This window comes from Raineyella sp. LH-20, from assembly GCF_033110965.1.
In the GTDB taxonomy this organism is placed as follows: domain Bacteria; phylum Actinomycetota; class Actinomycetes; order Propionibacteriales; family Propionibacteriaceae; genus Raineyella.
Genome location: NZ_CP137003.1, coordinates 59,148 through 75,270 on the forward strand (window position 1 = coordinate 59,148; position 16,123 = coordinate 75,270).

At 70.8% G+C, this 16,123-nt stretch carries 13 protein-coding genes; 4 read left to right on the top strand and 9 right to left on the bottom strand.

The genetic code is table 11. The features are described from left to right. The first annotated feature begins 138 nt into the window (after positions 1-138). A complete protein-coding gene (gene folP, locus R0146_RS00270) occupies positions 139-1,020 on the top strand; it encodes a dihydropteroate synthase (protein ID WP_317690877.1) in 882 nt (293 codons plus the stop codon). Positions 1,021-1,194: 174 nt separating this feature from the next. Here folP and R0146_RS00275 read toward each other — a convergent pair whose 3' ends face one another. Further along, positions 1,195-2,907 (bottom strand): phospholipase C, encoded by a 1,713-nt coding sequence (locus R0146_RS00275; RefSeq protein ID WP_317690878.1) that lies wholly within the window; start codon positions 2,905-2,907, stop codon positions 1,195-1,197. Positions 2,908-3,232: 325 nt separating this feature from the next. On the opposite strand from R0146_RS00275, the gene purU reads away from it, so the two are divergent. Next, on the top strand, positions 3,233-4,114 hold the full coding sequence (gene purU / locus R0146_RS00280; RefSeq protein WP_317692305.1) for a formyltetrahydrofolate deformylase: 882 nt from the start codon (positions 3,233-3,235) through the stop codon (positions 4,112-4,114). A 225-nt stretch (positions 4,115-4,339) separates the two neighbouring features. Continuing rightward, the gene (locus R0146_RS00285) at positions 4,340-5,326 is read left to right on the top strand and encodes a malate dehydrogenase (protein WP_317690879.1); all 987 of its coding nucleotides are present in this window, start codon (positions 4,340-4,342) and stop codon (positions 5,324-5,326) included. A 196-nt stretch (positions 5,327-5,522) separates the two neighbouring features. On the opposite strand, the gene R0146_RS00290 is transcribed toward R0146_RS00285, so the two are convergent. The 6 genes from R0146_RS00290 to R0146_RS00315 all read right to left on the bottom strand — a co-directional run bounded on the left by R0146_RS00290 (position 5,523) and on the right by R0146_RS00315 (position 11,596). Next, a complete protein-coding gene (locus tag R0146_RS00290; protein WP_317690880.1) occupies positions 5,523-5,951 on the bottom strand; it encodes a DUF3017 domain-containing protein in 429 nt (142 codons plus the stop codon). Next, positions 5,948-6,814, bottom strand: coding sequence for a bifunctional methylenetetrahydrofolate dehydrogenase/methenyltetrahydrofolate cyclohydrolase (locus R0146_RS00295; RefSeq protein WP_317690881.1), 867 nt, complete (start codon positions 6,812-6,814; stop codon positions 5,948-5,950). Before R0146_RS00295 ends, R0146_RS00290 begins: the two co-directional genes overlap by 4 nt. A 201-nt stretch (positions 6,815-7,015) precedes the next feature. Next, the gene (gene purH / locus R0146_RS00300) at positions 7,016-8,584 is read right to left on the bottom strand and encodes a bifunctional phosphoribosylaminoimidazolecarboxamide formyltransferase/IMP cyclohydrolase (RefSeq protein WP_317690882.1); all 1,569 of its coding nucleotides are present in this window, start codon (positions 8,582-8,584) and stop codon (positions 7,016-7,018) included. A gap of 67 nt (positions 8,585-8,651) precedes the next feature. Next, complete coding sequence (gene purN, locus R0146_RS00305; RefSeq protein ID WP_317690883.1) at positions 8,652-9,332, bottom strand: phosphoribosylglycinamide formyltransferase; 681 nt, start codon at positions 9,330-9,332, stop codon at positions 8,652-8,654. Between the two features lie 9 nt (positions 9,333-9,341). Continuing rightward, positions 9,342-10,826 carry a cell division protein PerM gene (locus R0146_RS00310; protein WP_317690884.1) on the bottom strand — a complete coding sequence of 495 codons (1,485 nt, stop codon included), beginning with the start codon at positions 10,824-10,826 and terminating at the stop codon, positions 9,342-9,344. A 368-nt stretch (positions 10,827-11,194) separates the two neighbouring features. Further along, the gene (locus tag R0146_RS00315) at positions 11,195-11,596 is read right to left on the bottom strand and encodes a hypothetical protein (protein WP_317690885.1); all 402 of its coding nucleotides are present in this window, start codon (positions 11,594-11,596) and stop codon (positions 11,195-11,197) included. A gap of 73 nt (positions 11,597-11,669) precedes the next feature. Between R0146_RS00315 and R0146_RS00320 the strand changes: the two genes are divergently transcribed. Further along, positions 11,670-13,607: a hypothetical protein gene (locus R0146_RS00320; RefSeq protein ID WP_317690886.1), complete on the top strand. Its 1,938-nt coding sequence runs from the start codon at positions 11,670-11,672 to the stop codon at positions 13,605-13,607. Positions 13,608-13,822: 215 nt separating this feature from the next. On the opposite strand, the gene sucD is transcribed toward R0146_RS00320, so the two are convergent. Further along, positions 13,823-14,725, bottom strand: a complete 903-nt coding sequence (gene sucD / locus R0146_RS00325) for a succinate--CoA ligase subunit alpha (protein WP_317690887.1) — start codon at positions 14,723-14,725, stop codon at positions 13,823-13,825. Then, positions 14,725-15,945: an ADP-forming succinate--CoA ligase subunit beta gene (gene sucC / locus R0146_RS00330; RefSeq protein WP_317690888.1), complete on the bottom strand. Its 1,221-nt coding sequence runs from the start codon at positions 15,943-15,945 to the stop codon at positions 14,725-14,727. The genes sucD and sucC overlap by 1 nt, the downstream gene beginning before the upstream one ends. Positions 15,946-16,123: the final 178 nt, after the last annotated feature.

Below are 16,123 nucleotides of genomic sequence, written 5' to 3' on the forward strand. Positions count from 1 at the left end.
TGTGGTCATCGATCACCCGCACAGAATAGCGGCAGGTGCCCACAGACGAGGGCCTGCACGGCGCGCTGTCCGGGCAGGACCGGCGCCAGTCCGGGAGACACCCGGTCCGGCCTGGTGCTATCTGTTTCAATCGACGACGTGACGACTCTTCCCCGCTACGGGCTCCGGACCATCGGTCGGCGGACGTTCGACTTCGATCGGCAGGCGGCGGTGATGTCGGTGGTGAACCGTACGCCGGACAGCTTCTGGGACCGGGGCCGGACCTACCTCCTCGACGCCGCCGTCGAGGCGGCGCTGGCCGCGGCGGCCGAGGGTGCGGACTGGGTCGACATCGGCGGGGTGCCGTTCTCGCCCGACACCCCCGCGGTCACGGTGGCCGAGGAGATCGAGCGGGTGGTCCCGGTGGTCGAGGCGGTGACCGCCGCCAGCGACGTGGTGATCTCGGTCGACACCACCCGGGTGGACGTCGCCGAACGGGCGATCGCCGCCGGCGCGGCGGTGATCAACGACACCTCGGGGCTGGCCGATCCGGCGTTGGCCGAGCTGGCCGCTGCCACCGGGGCGACGCTGATCGTCACGCACTGCCTGGCGGCACCACATGCTCACCATCCGCGGCCGCACTACGACGACGTGGTGGACGAGGTGGTCGCCTTCCTCGCTGACCGGCTCGACCGGGCCCGCGACCTCGGCGTACGTGACGAGCAGATCGTCCTCGACCCGGGCCACGACCTGAACAAGAACACCCGACACACCCTGGAGCTGACCCGCCGCTTCGATGAGGTCGTCGCGCTGGGCCTGCCGACGCTGGCGGCCGTCTCCAACAAGGACTTCATCGGCGAGACGCTGGGCCGCGACCGCGAGGAACGGACCATCGGCTCGGTCGTCGCCGCCACCTGGTGCATCCAGCAGGGCGCCCGGGTGATCCGGATGCACGACACCCGGGCGGCGGTCGACACCGTGCGGCTGTGCGCGGCGATCGCCGGCACCCGCGAGCCGGCGTACGAACGCCACAACCTCTGACCGCCCGAGTCGCCGTCACCCCGACGGCGCCGTCACCCCGAGTCGCCGTCACCCCGAGTCGCCGTCACCCCGATGGCGCGGAACCAGCCGGCACCCCGATCGTCACGGGATGTCGGCCGGTTCCTCGTCACGACGCGCCCGACGGGGTGGCGCCGGCGCGTCTCCGGGGCCGGGTCAGGCCCGCCCGGGGCGGGTGGCCTGCAGGCCGAGTACCTTGCCCTGGCCGGCAGCCGGGGTCAGCGAGGTCACCGTGCCGGTCCGCTGGTCGAGCAGCACGGTCGGCGCCTTCGGGTGGCTGAAGTCGAACATGCCGGTGATCGGATTGGCGATCGCGTCGAACGAGCTGTCGCCGATCCGGCCGGTCTGCCAGTTGTCCTCGACGAACGTCAGGATCGAGGACTGGTCGGTCAGGGTGTGGTCGACGTAGTTGGTCTTCGCGTAGGGCGAGATGACCAGCAGCGGCTGGCGCGGGCCGTAGCCACAGCGATCGGCGTAGCCGCCGAGCACCGGAGTGCCCTTCGCCGCGGCGTCGGTGCACCAGGCCGCGTCGTCGGCCGAGGCGGAGGCGTTGACGACCGGCGCCTTGGCGTGGTCGTACCAGCCGTCGGAGTCGTCGTACGCGATGACGACGGCGGTGTCCTGCCAGTTCTTCGACTGCTGGATCTCGTTGACGGTCTTCGCGATGAAGGCCTGCTCGTCGGCCGGGTCGGAGTAGTTGGCGTGGCCGTCCTGGTAGGACGAGGCCTTGAGGAAACTGACCGCCGGCAGGTTGTCGGTGGTGACGACCTTGTCGAAGTCGGTCAGGTCGTACTGGTGGTTGGCCTGGCCGTTGTGGCCGATCTCCGCGTCGCCGGCCGGTGCGACGTGGTGCGGGTTGGCGGTCGACTTGTAGTACTGGAAGGGCTCGTGGTGCGGCGAGTAGTCGACCACGGAGGCGCCGCCCACGTTGGTGTGGGTGCTCTTGCAGGCGGCCGGGGTGGTCGCGGTGGCAGCGGTGGTGGGACGGAAGCCGCCCTGGAACCAGCCCCAGCTGACGCCCTTGTCGTTGAGCAGGTCACCGATGTTCCTGCCGTCCATCCCCGCGAGGGTGTTCTTGGACGCGTGCGAGTTGTTGGAGCAGTCGTCGTACACCGGATCGGGGTCGTTGGTGACGGTGCCCACGCCGTTGGCGTCGGGGACGCGTACGACGTAGTCGCTGGCGGTCGGCTTGACCTCGGTCGTGCCGTCGGCGCTGAACTCGTGCACGCCGTGGGTCTGGCCGGAGATCAGGTTCAGCGCGCCCGGGGTGGAGGGGCCGAACGTGGTGCTGTAGGAGTTGTCGCTCATCGCGTACTGCTGGGCGTAGTTCCACAGGCCGGTGACCGTGTTGCCGTCGTAGTAGCCCATCACCAGGCCCTTGGTGCCGAAGACGCCGGGCGGGGTGGCACAGGTGTCCTTGCTGGTGGTCTCGACGGCCTTGTCCATCAAGCCGCCGTCGTACGCCCGCTGCTCATTGGTGTACGTGTGGTCCTGGTCGCAGGTGATCTGCTGGCCGGGGGTGAGCCGGAAGGGCTGCACACTGTTCGGGTTGGACGGGGCAAGCAGGCCCGCGTTCTGCAACGTGTCGATGGTCTTCGGGGTGCCGGGGCGGGCCTGGAAGGCCGGGGCGGTGACCCCGGTGCCCTGCTGCTGCTCACCCGCGGTGTTGGCGGCGTACGGGTAGGTCGCGAAGTAGTGATCGAAGGAGACGTTCTCCTGGAAGATCACCACGACGTGCTTGATCGGGGTCGTGGTCTGCGCAGCGGCGCGGGGTGCGGCAGAGGCCTGGACGCCACCGAAGACGGTGGTGGCCAGGCAGACCGCACCCACGCCGGCCAGCACGCGCCTGCGCGGGTGACTGGTGGACATGAGCGGCTCCTCAGCTGGGCGGGCCCGGCCGGTCCGGGTCCCCCAGCGCCGGAAGCTACGCGGCCCCGCCGGAGCCGGGCGAGACCTGCGACACATGATTCGGCGTGAATTCATCGGCCGTTCGGCGGTCGTTGCCGCGACACACAGGTCGGCACGCTATTGACAGTCCATCCCTGTCGGATCTTCACGATGCTCCAAGGATCGGCTCGGGAAACGTACGGTCCGACAGGGTGGGACCACGGCCGGCGAGCACCACTGCAGACCGTCGCTCCGCGCGCTGAACGGCGTTCTGCCCATCGCCATCGTCGGCTAGCCTGACGGGGTGATCGAGGGTCAGAACGCGGCAGCGGGGATCGACGGCAGCGCCGACCAGTGGGTCGTCACGTTGAGCTGCAAGGACCGGCCGGGCATCGTGCACAAGGTGTCGGGTGCCGTGGTGGGCGCCGAGGGCAACATCACCGAGTTGCAGCAGTTCACCAGCCAGGACACCGGCAACTTCTTCATCCGGCTGCAGTTCGCCACCCGGCAGCCGCGCGAGGCGATCGTCGACCAACTGACCCCGGTGGCCCGGGAGCTGCAGGCCAGCTGGCAGATGGATGTCGTCGGTCGACCGCTGCGGACGCTGATCCTGGCGTCCCGCGCAGGGCACTGTCTGCAGGATCTGCTCTTCCGCCAGCACGCCGGGCAGCTGTCGGTGCACGTGCCCCTGGTGTTGTCCAACCACGACAACCTGCGCCAGCTGTCCGACTTCTACCACGTGCCCTTCGAGTCCCATCCGGTCACCCCGGAGACCAAACCCGACTTCGAGCGTCGGGTGCGTCAGGTGGTCGAGGACGAGGGCGTCGAGCTAGTCGTCCTCGCCCGCTACATGCAGATCCTCTCCCCCGAGCTGTGCGACTTCCTGCAGGGGCGCGCGATCAACATCCACCACTCGTTCCTGCCCGGCTTCAAGGGCGCCAACCCGTACCGCCAGGCGCACGCCCGCGGCGTCAAGCTGATCGGGGCCACGGCGCACTTCGTCACCGCCGACCTGGACGAGGGCCCGATCATCGAGCAGAACGTCGTACGGGTCGACCATGCGGACTCCCCGAAGCAGCTGATGGCGATCGGCCAGGACGTCGAGTCGCGGACGCTGTCGCAGGCCGTCCGTCTGTTCTCCGAGCATCGGGTGCTGCTGGACGGGATCCGGACGATCGTCTTCCAGTGACCCTCGGGCAGGTCAGGTTACTACATCGACCGTAGTCACGACGTCGTTGTGTCGTACGTCACACGAATGGCTTGACTTTGCAGTGTTCATGCGTGGTCAGACCATTTTAAATGACAACAACGGATACCCCCTCCACCCCCTCGACGACGATCCCGGGGGTGCTAGCGTCAGCCTCGTACGGACCCGAGTCCCCGGGTGCCCAGACAACTGACAAGGGAGTACACCGTGTCTCAAGCCCCCGTGAAGGTGGCTGTCACCGGCGGTGCCGGTCACATCGCCTACAGCCTGCTGTTCCGCATCATCAACGGCCAGCTGCTGGGCAATCGCCCGATCCAGCTGAGTCTGCTGGAGATCACGCCCGCGATGAAGGCCCTCGAGGGCGTCGCGATGGAGATCGAGGACTGTGCCTCGCCGCTGGTCGCCGGGGTGGACCTGTCGGACGACCCGAACGTCGCCTTCGACGGCGCGAACATCTGTCTGCTGGTCGGTGCCCGCCCGCGTGGCAAGGGCATGGACCGCTCCGACCTGCTGGCCGCCAACGGCGCGATCTTCGCCCCCCAGGGCAAGGCCATCAACGACCACGCGGCCGATGACGTGCGTGTCCTGGTGACCGGCAACCCGGCGAACACCAACACGCTGATCGCCCGTACGCACGCTCCGGATGTCCCGGCGACCCGCTTCACCTCGCTGATGCGCCTGGACCACAACCGGTCGATCGCCCAGATCGCCGCGAAGACCGGCTTCTCGGTCAAGTACATCGAGCGGATGGTCGTCTGGGGCAACCACTCCGACACCCAGTACCCCGACGTCACCAATGCCACCATCGCCGGCAAGTCGGTGATCAGCATCGTCGACGACGACAAGTGGCTCGAGGAGACCTTCATCCCGCGGGTCGCCAAGCGCGGTGGCGCCATCATCGAGGCCCGCGGTGCGTCGTCGGCGACCTCGGCCGCGAACGCCACGGTCCAGCACATGCGCGACCTGCTGCTGGGCAGCCCTGAGGGCGACTGGGTCACCATGGGCGTGACCTCCGACGGGTCGTACGGTGTCCCCGAGGGCCTGACCTTCGGCATGCCGTGCATCACGAAGAACGGTGAGTACGAGATCGTCCAGGGTCTGACGTTCAGCGATTACGGCAAGGCCAAGCTGGCCGCCACCATCGAGGAACTGGAAGCCGAGCGCGCCGCGGTCCACGAGTTGGGACTGGTCTGAGCCTCCGAGCTTCCCGGTCACAACGGCGTGGCAGGGCAACGTGAGAGGGGTGGGAGCCTACGGGCTCCCACCCCCCTCGCGTTCCGGCGATGCGGTGGTTCCTTGACGTCGTGACGCAGTGGTCACCCGATGTCAGGAGCGGGCCAGTACCATCCCCCGCGACGTCAGGAGCGGGCCAGCACCATCCCCCGCGACGTCAGGAGCGGGCCAGTACCATCGCGATGATCCCGGCGCCGACGCCGAGCATCCACAGTACGTCGAAGACCTTGCCGCGGACTCGTAGCAGTCCGATCTCTCGGGTGGGGATGCTGAGCCGCATCAGCGCGCCGACGATCATCCCGGCCCCGATCAGGCCGCTGCCGGCCTGCCACAGCCCCATCGCCGTCACCACCACACCGATGGCCATGATCGCCAGGACGATCGCCAGCCAGGTCCACCGCAGACCGGGATCCTGCCGGGTGCGTTCCCGGCCGGTGAACGGGACGCCGGCGGGCGGCACGGTGCCCGGCGCGGGCGGATCGGGGATGATCGGCACCTGCGGGCCGACCGGTCCCTCGACGGGTGACGGCTCTCCCCCGTCGCCGGCCGCGGCCTCGCCGGGGAGGTCTTCGCCGCTCCGGTTCACCGTGAGGACTGCCCCGCCAGATCCAGCTCCGCCTGCTCCACCACGTTGGCGAGCAGCATCGCCCGGGTCATCAGGCCCACGCCGCCGGGCGTCGGGGCGACCTTCGAGGCGACCTCCCAGACGGACGGGTCGAGGTCGCCGACCAGACCGGCATCGGTGCGGGTCATGCCGACGTCGACGAGCACCGCACCGGGCTTGACCATGTCGGCGGTGATCAGACCGGGGCTGCCGGCGGCACCGACGACGATGTCGGCCCGGCGGGTGTGCGCGGCCAGGTCGCGGGTGCCGGTGTGGCAGAGGGTGACGGTGGCGTTCTCGGTGCGGCGGGTCAGCAGCAGACCGAGCGGGCGGCCGACGGTGGTCCCGCGGCCGACGACGCACACCTCGGCACCGTTCAGTTCGACGTCGTTGCGGCGGAGCAGGTCGACGATGCCGCGCGGGGTGCACGGCAGCGGGGCCGGGACACCGAGCACGAGCCGGCCGAGGTTCGTCGGGTGCAGGCCGTCGGCGTCCTTGGCGGGATCGATCTGCTCGAGCGCCCAGTTGTCGTCGAGGTGGCCGGGCAGCGGCAGCTGCACGATGTAGCCGGTGCAGGCCGGGTCCTCGTTGAGCCGGGCGATCTCGTCGGCGAGCCGCTCACGGGAGGTGTCGGCCGGCAGGTCGACCCGGATGGAGGCGATACCGACCTCGGCACAGTCGCGGTGCTTGCCGCGGACGTACGCGTGGCTGCCCGGGTCGTCGCCGACCAGCACGGTGCCGAGCCCGGGGGTGATGCCCTGCGCGACGAGCGCGGCCACGCGGGCCTTGAGGTCTTCCTTGATCGCCGCCGCGGCGATCTTGCCGTCCATCTTCGTTGCCGTCATCAGGCTCCTCCTCCGCCGGGTGGTCGACGTGTGACGTACGTCCCGGGCCGTCGTCGCACGCGAACAGCCTAGTGCCACGGCCGCCCGCCAATGGCGACGGCCGAGGACGGCGGAAATGCGTACGGGCCGGGCGGGACCCCGCAGGGATTCCGCCCGACCCGTGGTCGGCCCGTCAGGACCGCTGCCGGTGGAGCACCGACCTCAGTGGAAGAAGTGGCGGGTCTTGGTGAAGTACATCGTCACGCCGGCCGCCTTCGCCGCCTCGATGGTCTGATCGTCGCGGATCGAGCCGCCGGGCTGAACGATCGCCTTGACCTTCGCGTCGAGGAGGATCTGCGGGCCGTCGCTGAACGGGAAGAACGCGTCCGAGGCGGCGACCGACCCGGCGGCGCGCTCCCCGGCGCGCTCGACCGCGAGCTTGCAGGAATCGACCCGGTTGACCTGGCCCATCCCGACACCGACCGAGGCGCCGCCCTTCGCCAGCAGGATGGCGTTGGACTTCACCGAGCGGCAGGCCTTCCAGGCGAAGACCAGGTCGCGCAGCGTCTCCTCGTCGGCTGCCTGGCCGGCGACCAGTTCCCAGTTCGCCGGGTCGTCGCCGGCGGCATCGATCCGGTCGGGCTGCTGCAGCAGCGCACCACCGGAGATCGGGCGCAGGTCGACCGGCCGATGGGCGTACGCGGGGGCGGTGAGCAGGCGGATGTTCTTCTTCGCCGAGAGGATCTCCAGGGCGCCGTCCTCGTAGCCCGGGGCGATGACGACCTCGGTGAAGATGTCTTTGACCGTCTCGGCCATCGCGACGGAGACCGGGCGGTTGGTGGCGATCACGCCGCCGAACGCGGACAGCGGGTCGCAGGCGTGGGCCTTGGCGTGGGCGTCGGCGATGTCGGTGCCGACGGCGATGCCGCAGGGGTTGGCGTGCTTCATGATCGCGACGGCCGGCTCGGCGAAGTCGTACGCGGCCCGGTAGGCGGCGTCGCCGTCGGTGTAGTTGTTGTACGACATCTCCTTGCCGTGGTGCTGCACGGCCTGGGTGAGCCCCTCGGTGCCATCCTCGGCGGCGTACAGCGCCGCGGCCTGGTGGGAGTTCTCCCCGTAGCGCAGGGTGCCCTGCTTGGTCCAGGCGCCGCCGATCCAGGCGGGGAAGCCGTCGCCGGCGGAGGAGTCGGTGAGCACCGACCCCATCCAGGAGGCCACCGCGATGTCGTACTCGGCGGTGTGCACGAAGGCGGCAGCCGCGAGCTGCTGGCGCTCGGCCAGGGTGTACCCGCCCTCGGTGAGGGCGCGCTTCAGGTCCTCGTACTGGCCGGCGGAGGTGATGATCGCCACGCTGGGGTGGTTCTTGGCTGCGGCGCGGACCATCGACGGCCCGCCGATGTCGATCTGTTCGACGCACTCGTCGGGGGTGGCGCCGGAGGCGACGGTCTCCCGGAACGGGTACAGGTTGGACACCACCAGGTCGAACGGCGCGACACCCAGCTCGACCAACTGGTCGCGGTGGGACTGCAGCCGGCGGTCGGCGAGGATGCCGGCGTGGATCTTCGGGTGGAGGGTCTTCACCCGCCCGTCGAGGCACTCCGGGAAACCGGTGACATCCTCGACCGGGATGACCGGGACGCCGGCCTCGGCGAGCTTCCGGGCGGTGGAGCCGGTCGAGACGACCTCGACACCGGCCGCGGCGAGGGCGCGGCCGAGATCCTCCAGACCTGTCTTGTCATAGACGGACACCAGGGCTCGCTTGATGGGGAGCCGCTCGGGCGTTGCGGACATCGGACCTTCTTCCGGTGGGTGTTCGGGACGGTGGACGGATGGGGGTTCGGCCGCCTGGGCGGCCCGATCAGGCCTGCCGGACGTCGGCCGGTGGAGTGCCGTCCGGAGCACTGCCCGACCGGGCCGGCTCAGCCGGGGCGGCACCTTCACCCGGGGTCTGGGCCCGTGCGGCGTCGGCCAGGTCGGCGACAGCGTCGATCAGCAGCCGGCGCTCCTCGACCTTGATCCGCTCGTGCAGGGTCTCGACGGTGTCGTCGGGCAGCACCGGCACGGCCGCCTGGGCGATGATCGCGCCGGTGTCGACGCCCTCGTCGACGAAAAAGACGGATGCGCCGGTCACTTTGACGCCGTACGCCAGGGCATCCCGCGGCCCGTGGGTGCCGGGGAAGGCCGGCAGCAGAGCGGGGTGGGTGTTGATCATCCGGCCGCCGAACCGCTCGAGGAAGGCCGGGCCGACGAGCTTCATGAATCCGGCGCTGACGACCAGGTCCGGCTCGTACGCGGCGACCGCGTCGGTCAGCGTACGGTCCCAGGCGGATCGGTCGTCGCCCTTGCGCAGCGGGACGACGAAGGTGGGGATCCCGGCCGCGTGTCCACGCTGCAGACCGTACGCACTCTCCCGATCCGCTCCGACGGCGACCACCCGGACGTCGTGCGCGGCCGCCCAGTCGGGGTCGGCGCAGGCGTCGAGCAGGGACTGCAACAGGGTGCCCGAGCCGGACACGAGGACGACAACGGAATACGCCACGGGGGCAGCCTACTCAGCCGCGTCCCCGAGGTCCGAGGCGTCCGCCCCGACGACAGACCCGGCAGGAGTGTCGGACGCACCGGTAGAGGCCGTCCCGATCGGGGCGTCGTGGCTCGTGCCCGTCGGGACGTCCGCCGCCGTCCCCCCGGCCGGCGGGACCGAGGCCGTCACCCGGGCCTGCCGACGGCCGGTCAGCCACCGTGCGATCCCGATGCCCAGCCCGGTCACCAGTCCGCCGGCCGTGGCGAGCGTGACCGCGAGGACCAGCAGTTCCAGTGGACGCGGACCGAGGCCGACCAGCCGGGACACCCCCAGATCGCCGCGGGTGAGCAGACCGATCCCGGTGGTCACCAGTCCCACCAGAAGCCCGACGCCGCCGCCTGACGCCGTGCTGGTGTCCGGCCGGGTGCGACGGGCCCCCCGCAGGAACGTCCAGGCGGCGAGGCCACCGGCCACGACGCCGCCCGCCAACCAGACCAGGCCGAGCACGGTGCCCGGGCCGTTCGGCGGGACCGCGGCGGTGAGCGGCCAGCCGGGCAGCAGACCGAGGTGGGTGTCGCTCGGGGAGACGAGCGACCCGTCGCCGAGACCGACCCCGGCACCGAGGGTGTAGCTGACCGCCCAGACGATGACGGTCGGCAGATAGGCCGCCTGGGCGACGACGGCACCGAGGCCGCCGACCACACCGCCGCCCAGGGCACCGGTGAGCACGACCACCTGCGCCCAATGCACGACGAGTCCGGTGACGAGGGCGCCCGCCCCGACCGTCGCGAGCGTGAGCAGCCCGATGGCCAGGGCGCGCAGCAGGCGGCGGACCCCGTCCGGCACCCATGCCTCGCTGCCACGGCCGAACGTCCTGGCTCCGGCCCAGCCGACGCCGGCCACGGCGACCGCGACGGCACCGGCGAAGGCCCCGACCCCCTGACGCGGATTACCGAGGGCGAGGCCGACCCCACCGACGATGACCGCGTAGATGAGGACGACGAGAGCACCGCGGGTGAGCAGGGTGATCCCTCGGGGCTCCTCGGCGTCGCGCCACCGGCGCAGGATCTCTCCGCTGACCAGGGTGAGCAACCAGACCAGCAGCAGGCTGATGCCGTACGGCACAAGGGTCCACCGGGTGCCCTCGATGTACAGGCCACCGCCGTGACCGGCCAGCCAGAGCTGGGTCGAGACGGCAAGCACACCGCCGTACGTTCCGACCGGGGCGGTCAGCCAGGCCAGCGACGCCAGCGCGGCCAGTGCCACCCAGCCGACGACCGCGGGCACGCCGCCGGCCGCCAGGATCCACAGCCAGCCGGGACGCCGGGCGGCGGTGACCAACGGCACCTCCGCCAGCGGCAGCTCCGGGCGTACGCCGGTGACGCCCTCCACGAGATCGTCGGGCTGCTGGTCCGCGGTCCGGGCGCGCCCGTCGCGAGGCGTACGCCGCACTCCGGCGGGCCGACCGAGGTCCGGGCGGGTGCGGGGTGGGGTGTTCCGGTTCTGGCTCATAGCTGTTCCATGCTCGCGTGCGAGGCGGGGACGGGTCGCTAAAGACACGCCTCACCGGGTAATGTCGAAACGACCAGTGACCGTCCGGGACGTCTGGATCGCAACGGGGGCGACCGACATCGGCGTCGCTCCACCGCTGCCCGGTCGGATCGATGCACCGGATCGGCACGACGGACGGGAAGGACTGAAGTGGACGACAACGTACCCGAGGTGCCTCGGCCCCGTCGTGCGGCACCGCCGCCCGGGGACGGCCCGGAACCCCAGGGGACGCCGGGCGACGACCGTCCCCGCGCCCGCCGCGCGCTCGGCCCACTCCCGGGGAACGATCGCCCCGCCGGGGCGTCGAGCCCGTCCCGCCCGACGAGCCCCTACCCGGCACCCAGCGCCCGCCCGGCACCGACCCCGTATCCGGCGCCGACCGCCCGCCCGTCCGCGAGTCCGTATCGCCCGGTCGGCCCCGCCCGTCCGGTGAGCCCGACCAGTCCCACCGGCCCGGCCCGCCATGCCGGGCCCGAGACGCCGCCGCCCCGCCCGCAGCCCCCGCACAGTGCCTCTCCGGGGTGGTCCGATGCCGCCGCCACCGGACGATCGGCCCCACGGAGCGGGTCGGTCTCCCCCGGACTCCCGTCCAGCCCCACCAGTCCGGCCGGCCCGACCCGGCCGTCCCCATGGCTGTCGTCGGGACCTGCGTCGCGCGACCCGGCGACCACCGGCCCGCTGCCCCGGGTGACGCCCGACCCGACGACCAACGGCTCGATACCGCGAGTCACTCCCCATCCCGCCGTCACCGGCCCGATTCCGCGAGTCGCCCCCCATCCCGCCGTCACCGGCCCGTTGCCCCCGGTGACGTCTCCCACCTCCGCACCGCCAGGCGCCCCTGCGACGCCTGCGACCGGTGCCGCGGCCCCTTCCGGGTCCGGGACGCCGTCCAGTCCGCGTACGCCCACCTACCCGGCGGATCCGTCGGGCCCCGCCACGGGCATCGGCGCCACCATCGCCGCCGCAGCCTCACCCACGCGTCCGGCCCGTACTCCTTCGTCGCCCTCCCCGGCGCCGGTCACGCCGTCACTCACCGAGACCGGCATCACCGCGGCGATCACCGCGGAACAGCAGCTCTGGTCTCCTCATGGCGGTGAGGGCGGTGCCCCCGCGTCCGCCGGCTCCCCGCCCGGCGTCGGTTCACCCACCACCCGGTCGTACGACACCACCGGCCTGACCCCGGTCAGTCGGACCGACACCACCGGCCTGACCCCGGTCAGTCGGACCGACACCACCGGCCTGACCCCGGTCAGTCGGGCCGACACCACCGGCCTGACTCCGGTCAGCCCGGCCGCGGCCGCCGACCAGTCCCCCTCATCCCCCAGCACAGCGGGCTTCTCGCCTTCCCGTGCGGCCGAGGGCCCGGCGATCCCACCCGGTGGAGCGGCCCCTGGTGGAGCCGACAATCCTCCCTCGCCGCCGCGAGGCAAGGGCCCCTCGCGCGCGATGGACGACGGTGGAGGTCGGGGCTGGTCGAGCCCCCGTACGCTTCTGATCGGCGCAGTCGCCGCCGTCCTGGTCGTCGGTGTCATCGTGACGACCGTGCTCTTCCGTGACCGTACGCACGGCCCGGTCGCCACCGGTACCCCGACATCGTCGGAGAGTCAGGTGCTGTCGGCCGATGCCCTGCTGACCACCGACGATGCGAAGCGGCTGGATGACAAGGTCGCCTGGACCGAGACGCTGACCCAGGGCCGGGTCGACGCCAACACGCCCAAGCCGAACTGTCTGACCACCGACGCCGAGGGCGTACCGCTTCCCGTCGCCACCATGGTGCGCGCCATCCAGGGCGGGGACGCCAACACGAACCTCCTGAACGAAGCTTTCCAGTTCAACTCGGCGAAGGACGCGACCACCGCGGCCACGATCTGGACCACGCAGCTCGGAGCCTGCGAACGCCCGGTGAGCTACCTCGAGGGCGGCTGGACGGTGAGCAATGTCGGCGATGCCTCGGTCGGCGTCTCGGCCGTGGTGCAGGACAAGACCTCCGTCCACCACACCGTGATGCTCAGCCGCAGCGGTTCGGTGATCACCGTGGTCGACGCGAGCCGCCCCGACAACACGCCTGACGGCGCAGTGGTCGCCGGTCTCCTCGGCACCGCGGTGGGACGCACCTGTCAGGCCGCCGGCGGTGCCTGCACGACGGACGCACAGGCCACCAGCGGCGTGCCGCCGAAGACGGCCACCGACCCTCAGTTCCTGGCGAACGCGGACCTGCCGCGGATCACCGCCGGAACCGGACGCTGGGGCGGGACCGACGTCGCGACCAGCTTCGACTTCTTCGGCAGCCAGTGCGAGGGCAAGGATCTCGCCACCGTGGGCGGACCGACGGACCGCAAGCACCGCGCCTACCTGCTGCAGGAGGATGCGTCCGCGCCGCAGACCTTCGGCGTGGACGAGTACATCCTCACCTTCCCCGATCGAGCGAGCGCCGACAGCCTGGTCAAGGACGTCAGCGGCTCGATCGACGGCTGTGACAAGGCCATGCTGACCGCCAAGATCGAGAAGACCGACGACCTGTCGGCCAAGGGGGCCGCGGACAAGGCCATCACCGGTCGGACCTGGGTGGTCACCCAGCAGGTCAATCAGACCACGAAGCAGAAGTACCGTCTCGCCCTGGCCCAGGTCGACAACTCGGTGATCTACCTGATGGTGCCGACCGGCGATACGTTCGACTTCAACAACGCCCAGTGGAAGGCCATCGGCGAACGGGCCGGCTCCCGACTGAGCAGCACGCTCTGACGCCCCACCGAGCGGACCCGGCGGCCCGACGAGCCGACCGGCGTCGCGGCCGGTCCGGTACGACCTGACCGGCCGAGGAACGACCCTCCCGACCACCGGCCTGCCCACGCCGGTACGCGACGGACCACAGCTGTACACACGGAGGAGGGGCTCCCGAGTCATCCCGGGAGCCCCTCCTCCGTCGCCGCCTGGGCGTCAGCCGGTCGGTCAGGACCTCACAGGCCCAGCTCGGCGATCAGCTGCTTGGCCAGCCCGGCGGTCTCCGACGGCGTGTGGCCCACCTTGACGCCGACGGCCTCGAGGGCCTCCTTCTTGGCCTGCGCGGTGCCTGCGGAGCCCGACACGATCGCGCCGGCATGCCCCATCGTCTTGCCCTTCGGGGCGGTGAAGCCGGCGACGTACGCCACGACCGGCTTCGTCACGTGCTCCTGGATGTAGCGCGCGGCACGCTCCTCGGCGTCGCCACCGATCTCGCCGATCATCACGATGACCTTGGTGTCGGGATCGGCCTCGAACGCCTCCAGAGCCTCCACATGGGTGGTGCCGATGATCGGGTCGCCGCCGATGCCGACGGCGGTGGAGATGCCGATCTCGCGCAGCTCGTACATCATCTGGTAGGTCAGGGTGCCCGACTTCGACACCAGACCGATCGGGCCGGGGCCGGTGATGCCGGACGGGATGATCCCCGCGTTCGACTCGCCGGGCGACTGGATGCCCGGGCAGTTCGGGCCGAGGATGCGGCTGGTGCCCTTCTCCTTGGCGTACGAGTAGAACTCGGCGGTGTCGTGCACCGGGACACCCTCGGTGATCACGACGATCAGCGGGATGCCTGCGTCGATGGCCTCGATGACCGCACCCTTGGTGAACTTCGCCGGGACGAAGATGACCGAGACGTTCGCCCCGTCCTTCTCCATTGCCTCGGCCACGGTGGCCCGGATCGGGACGGACGCCAGGCCGCCGGCCCAGGAGAAGTCCAGCGACTGGCCGGCCTTCTTCGGGTTGGTGCCCGCGACGACCTTCGCGCCGGAGGCCAGCATCAGCTGGCCGTGCTTGCGACCCTCGGAGCCGGTGAGGCCCTGGACGACGATCTTGCTGTTCGAGTCGATAAGGATGGTCATCAGTTCTCGCCTTCCGGGGCATCGCGGAGCTCGTCGACAGTGGCGACACCGGCCGCCAGCTTGGCGGCCTTGAGGGCGCCGCCGTCCATGGTGGTGGCGATCACGACCACGCCGGCCAGGCGCTCGCGTGCCTTGCGGAGCACCTGCCGACCACCGGCCGCGTTGTTGCCGTCGAGACGCAGCACCAGCGGCTTGTTCGCACGCTCACCGAGCAGCTCGAGGGCCTGCACGATGCCCTGGGCCACCTGCTCGCAGGAGGTGATGCCGCCATAGACGTTGACGAAGACGCTCTTGACGTCAGGGTCGGACAGGATCAGCGACAGGCCGTCAGCCATCACCTCGGCCGAGGCGCCGCCACCGATGTCGAGGAAGTTGGCGGGGCTCGGCTTGCCCGGCAGGTCCTCGCCGGCGTACGCCACGACGTCCAGGGTGCTCATCATCAGACCGGCACCGTTGCCGATGACGCCGACGTTGCCGTCCAGCTTCACGTAGTTCAGGCCCTTCTCGCGGGCCTGCTGCTCCAGCGGGTCCACCGCCGACGTGTCAGCCAGAGCCTCGTGGCCCGGGTGGCGGAAGGCGGCGTTGTCGTCGAGGGTGATCTTGCCGTCGATGGCGATCATCGAGCCGTCGCCGGCCTTGATCAGCGGGTTGACCTCGACCAGCGTGGCGTCCTCGTCGCGGAACACCTCCCACAGCTTCGTGAAGATCGCCTCCAGAGCGGGGCGATCGGCCTCCTCGAAGCAGGCCGCGGCGGTGATCTCGGCCGCCTTGGCCGCATCGATGCCGACCAGCGGGTCGATCCCGACCCGGGCCAACTGATCGGGGTGCTCGACCGCGAGGGTCTCGATGTCCATGCCGCCGCTGCGGGAGCACATCGCCAGGTAGCGGCGCTCCGAACGGTCGACCAGGATCGAGAAGTAGTACTCCTCGGCGATGTCGGCGCCCTCGGTCACCATCACCCGATGGACGGTATGGCCCTTGATGTCCATGCCGAGGATCTGTCCGGCCAGTTCCTCGGCCTCGTCTGCGGTCTTGGCCAGCTTCACGCCACCGGCCTTGCCGCGCCCGCCGGTCTTCACCTGGGCCTTGATGACAGCCGGCCAGCCGAGCTCTTCGGCGACCTGTCGTGCCTCGGCCGGAGTGGTTGCGGTCTGAGCCCGCATCACCGAAACGCCGTAGGACTCGAACAGGTCGCGGGCCTGATACTCGTACAGATCCATCGCGATCCTTTCGCCTTGACAGGCGGCACACAGGCGCCGCCCTCGCCCCGGCATCGGTGCTCGGGGCATGCAACGGCGCCGAGTCTAAACGAGACCGGGTCCGTGACGGAGACCACCCCTCCCTACACATCCGACAACCACCCGACGGCCCGTCGTTCGGGGGATCGAACGCGAGACG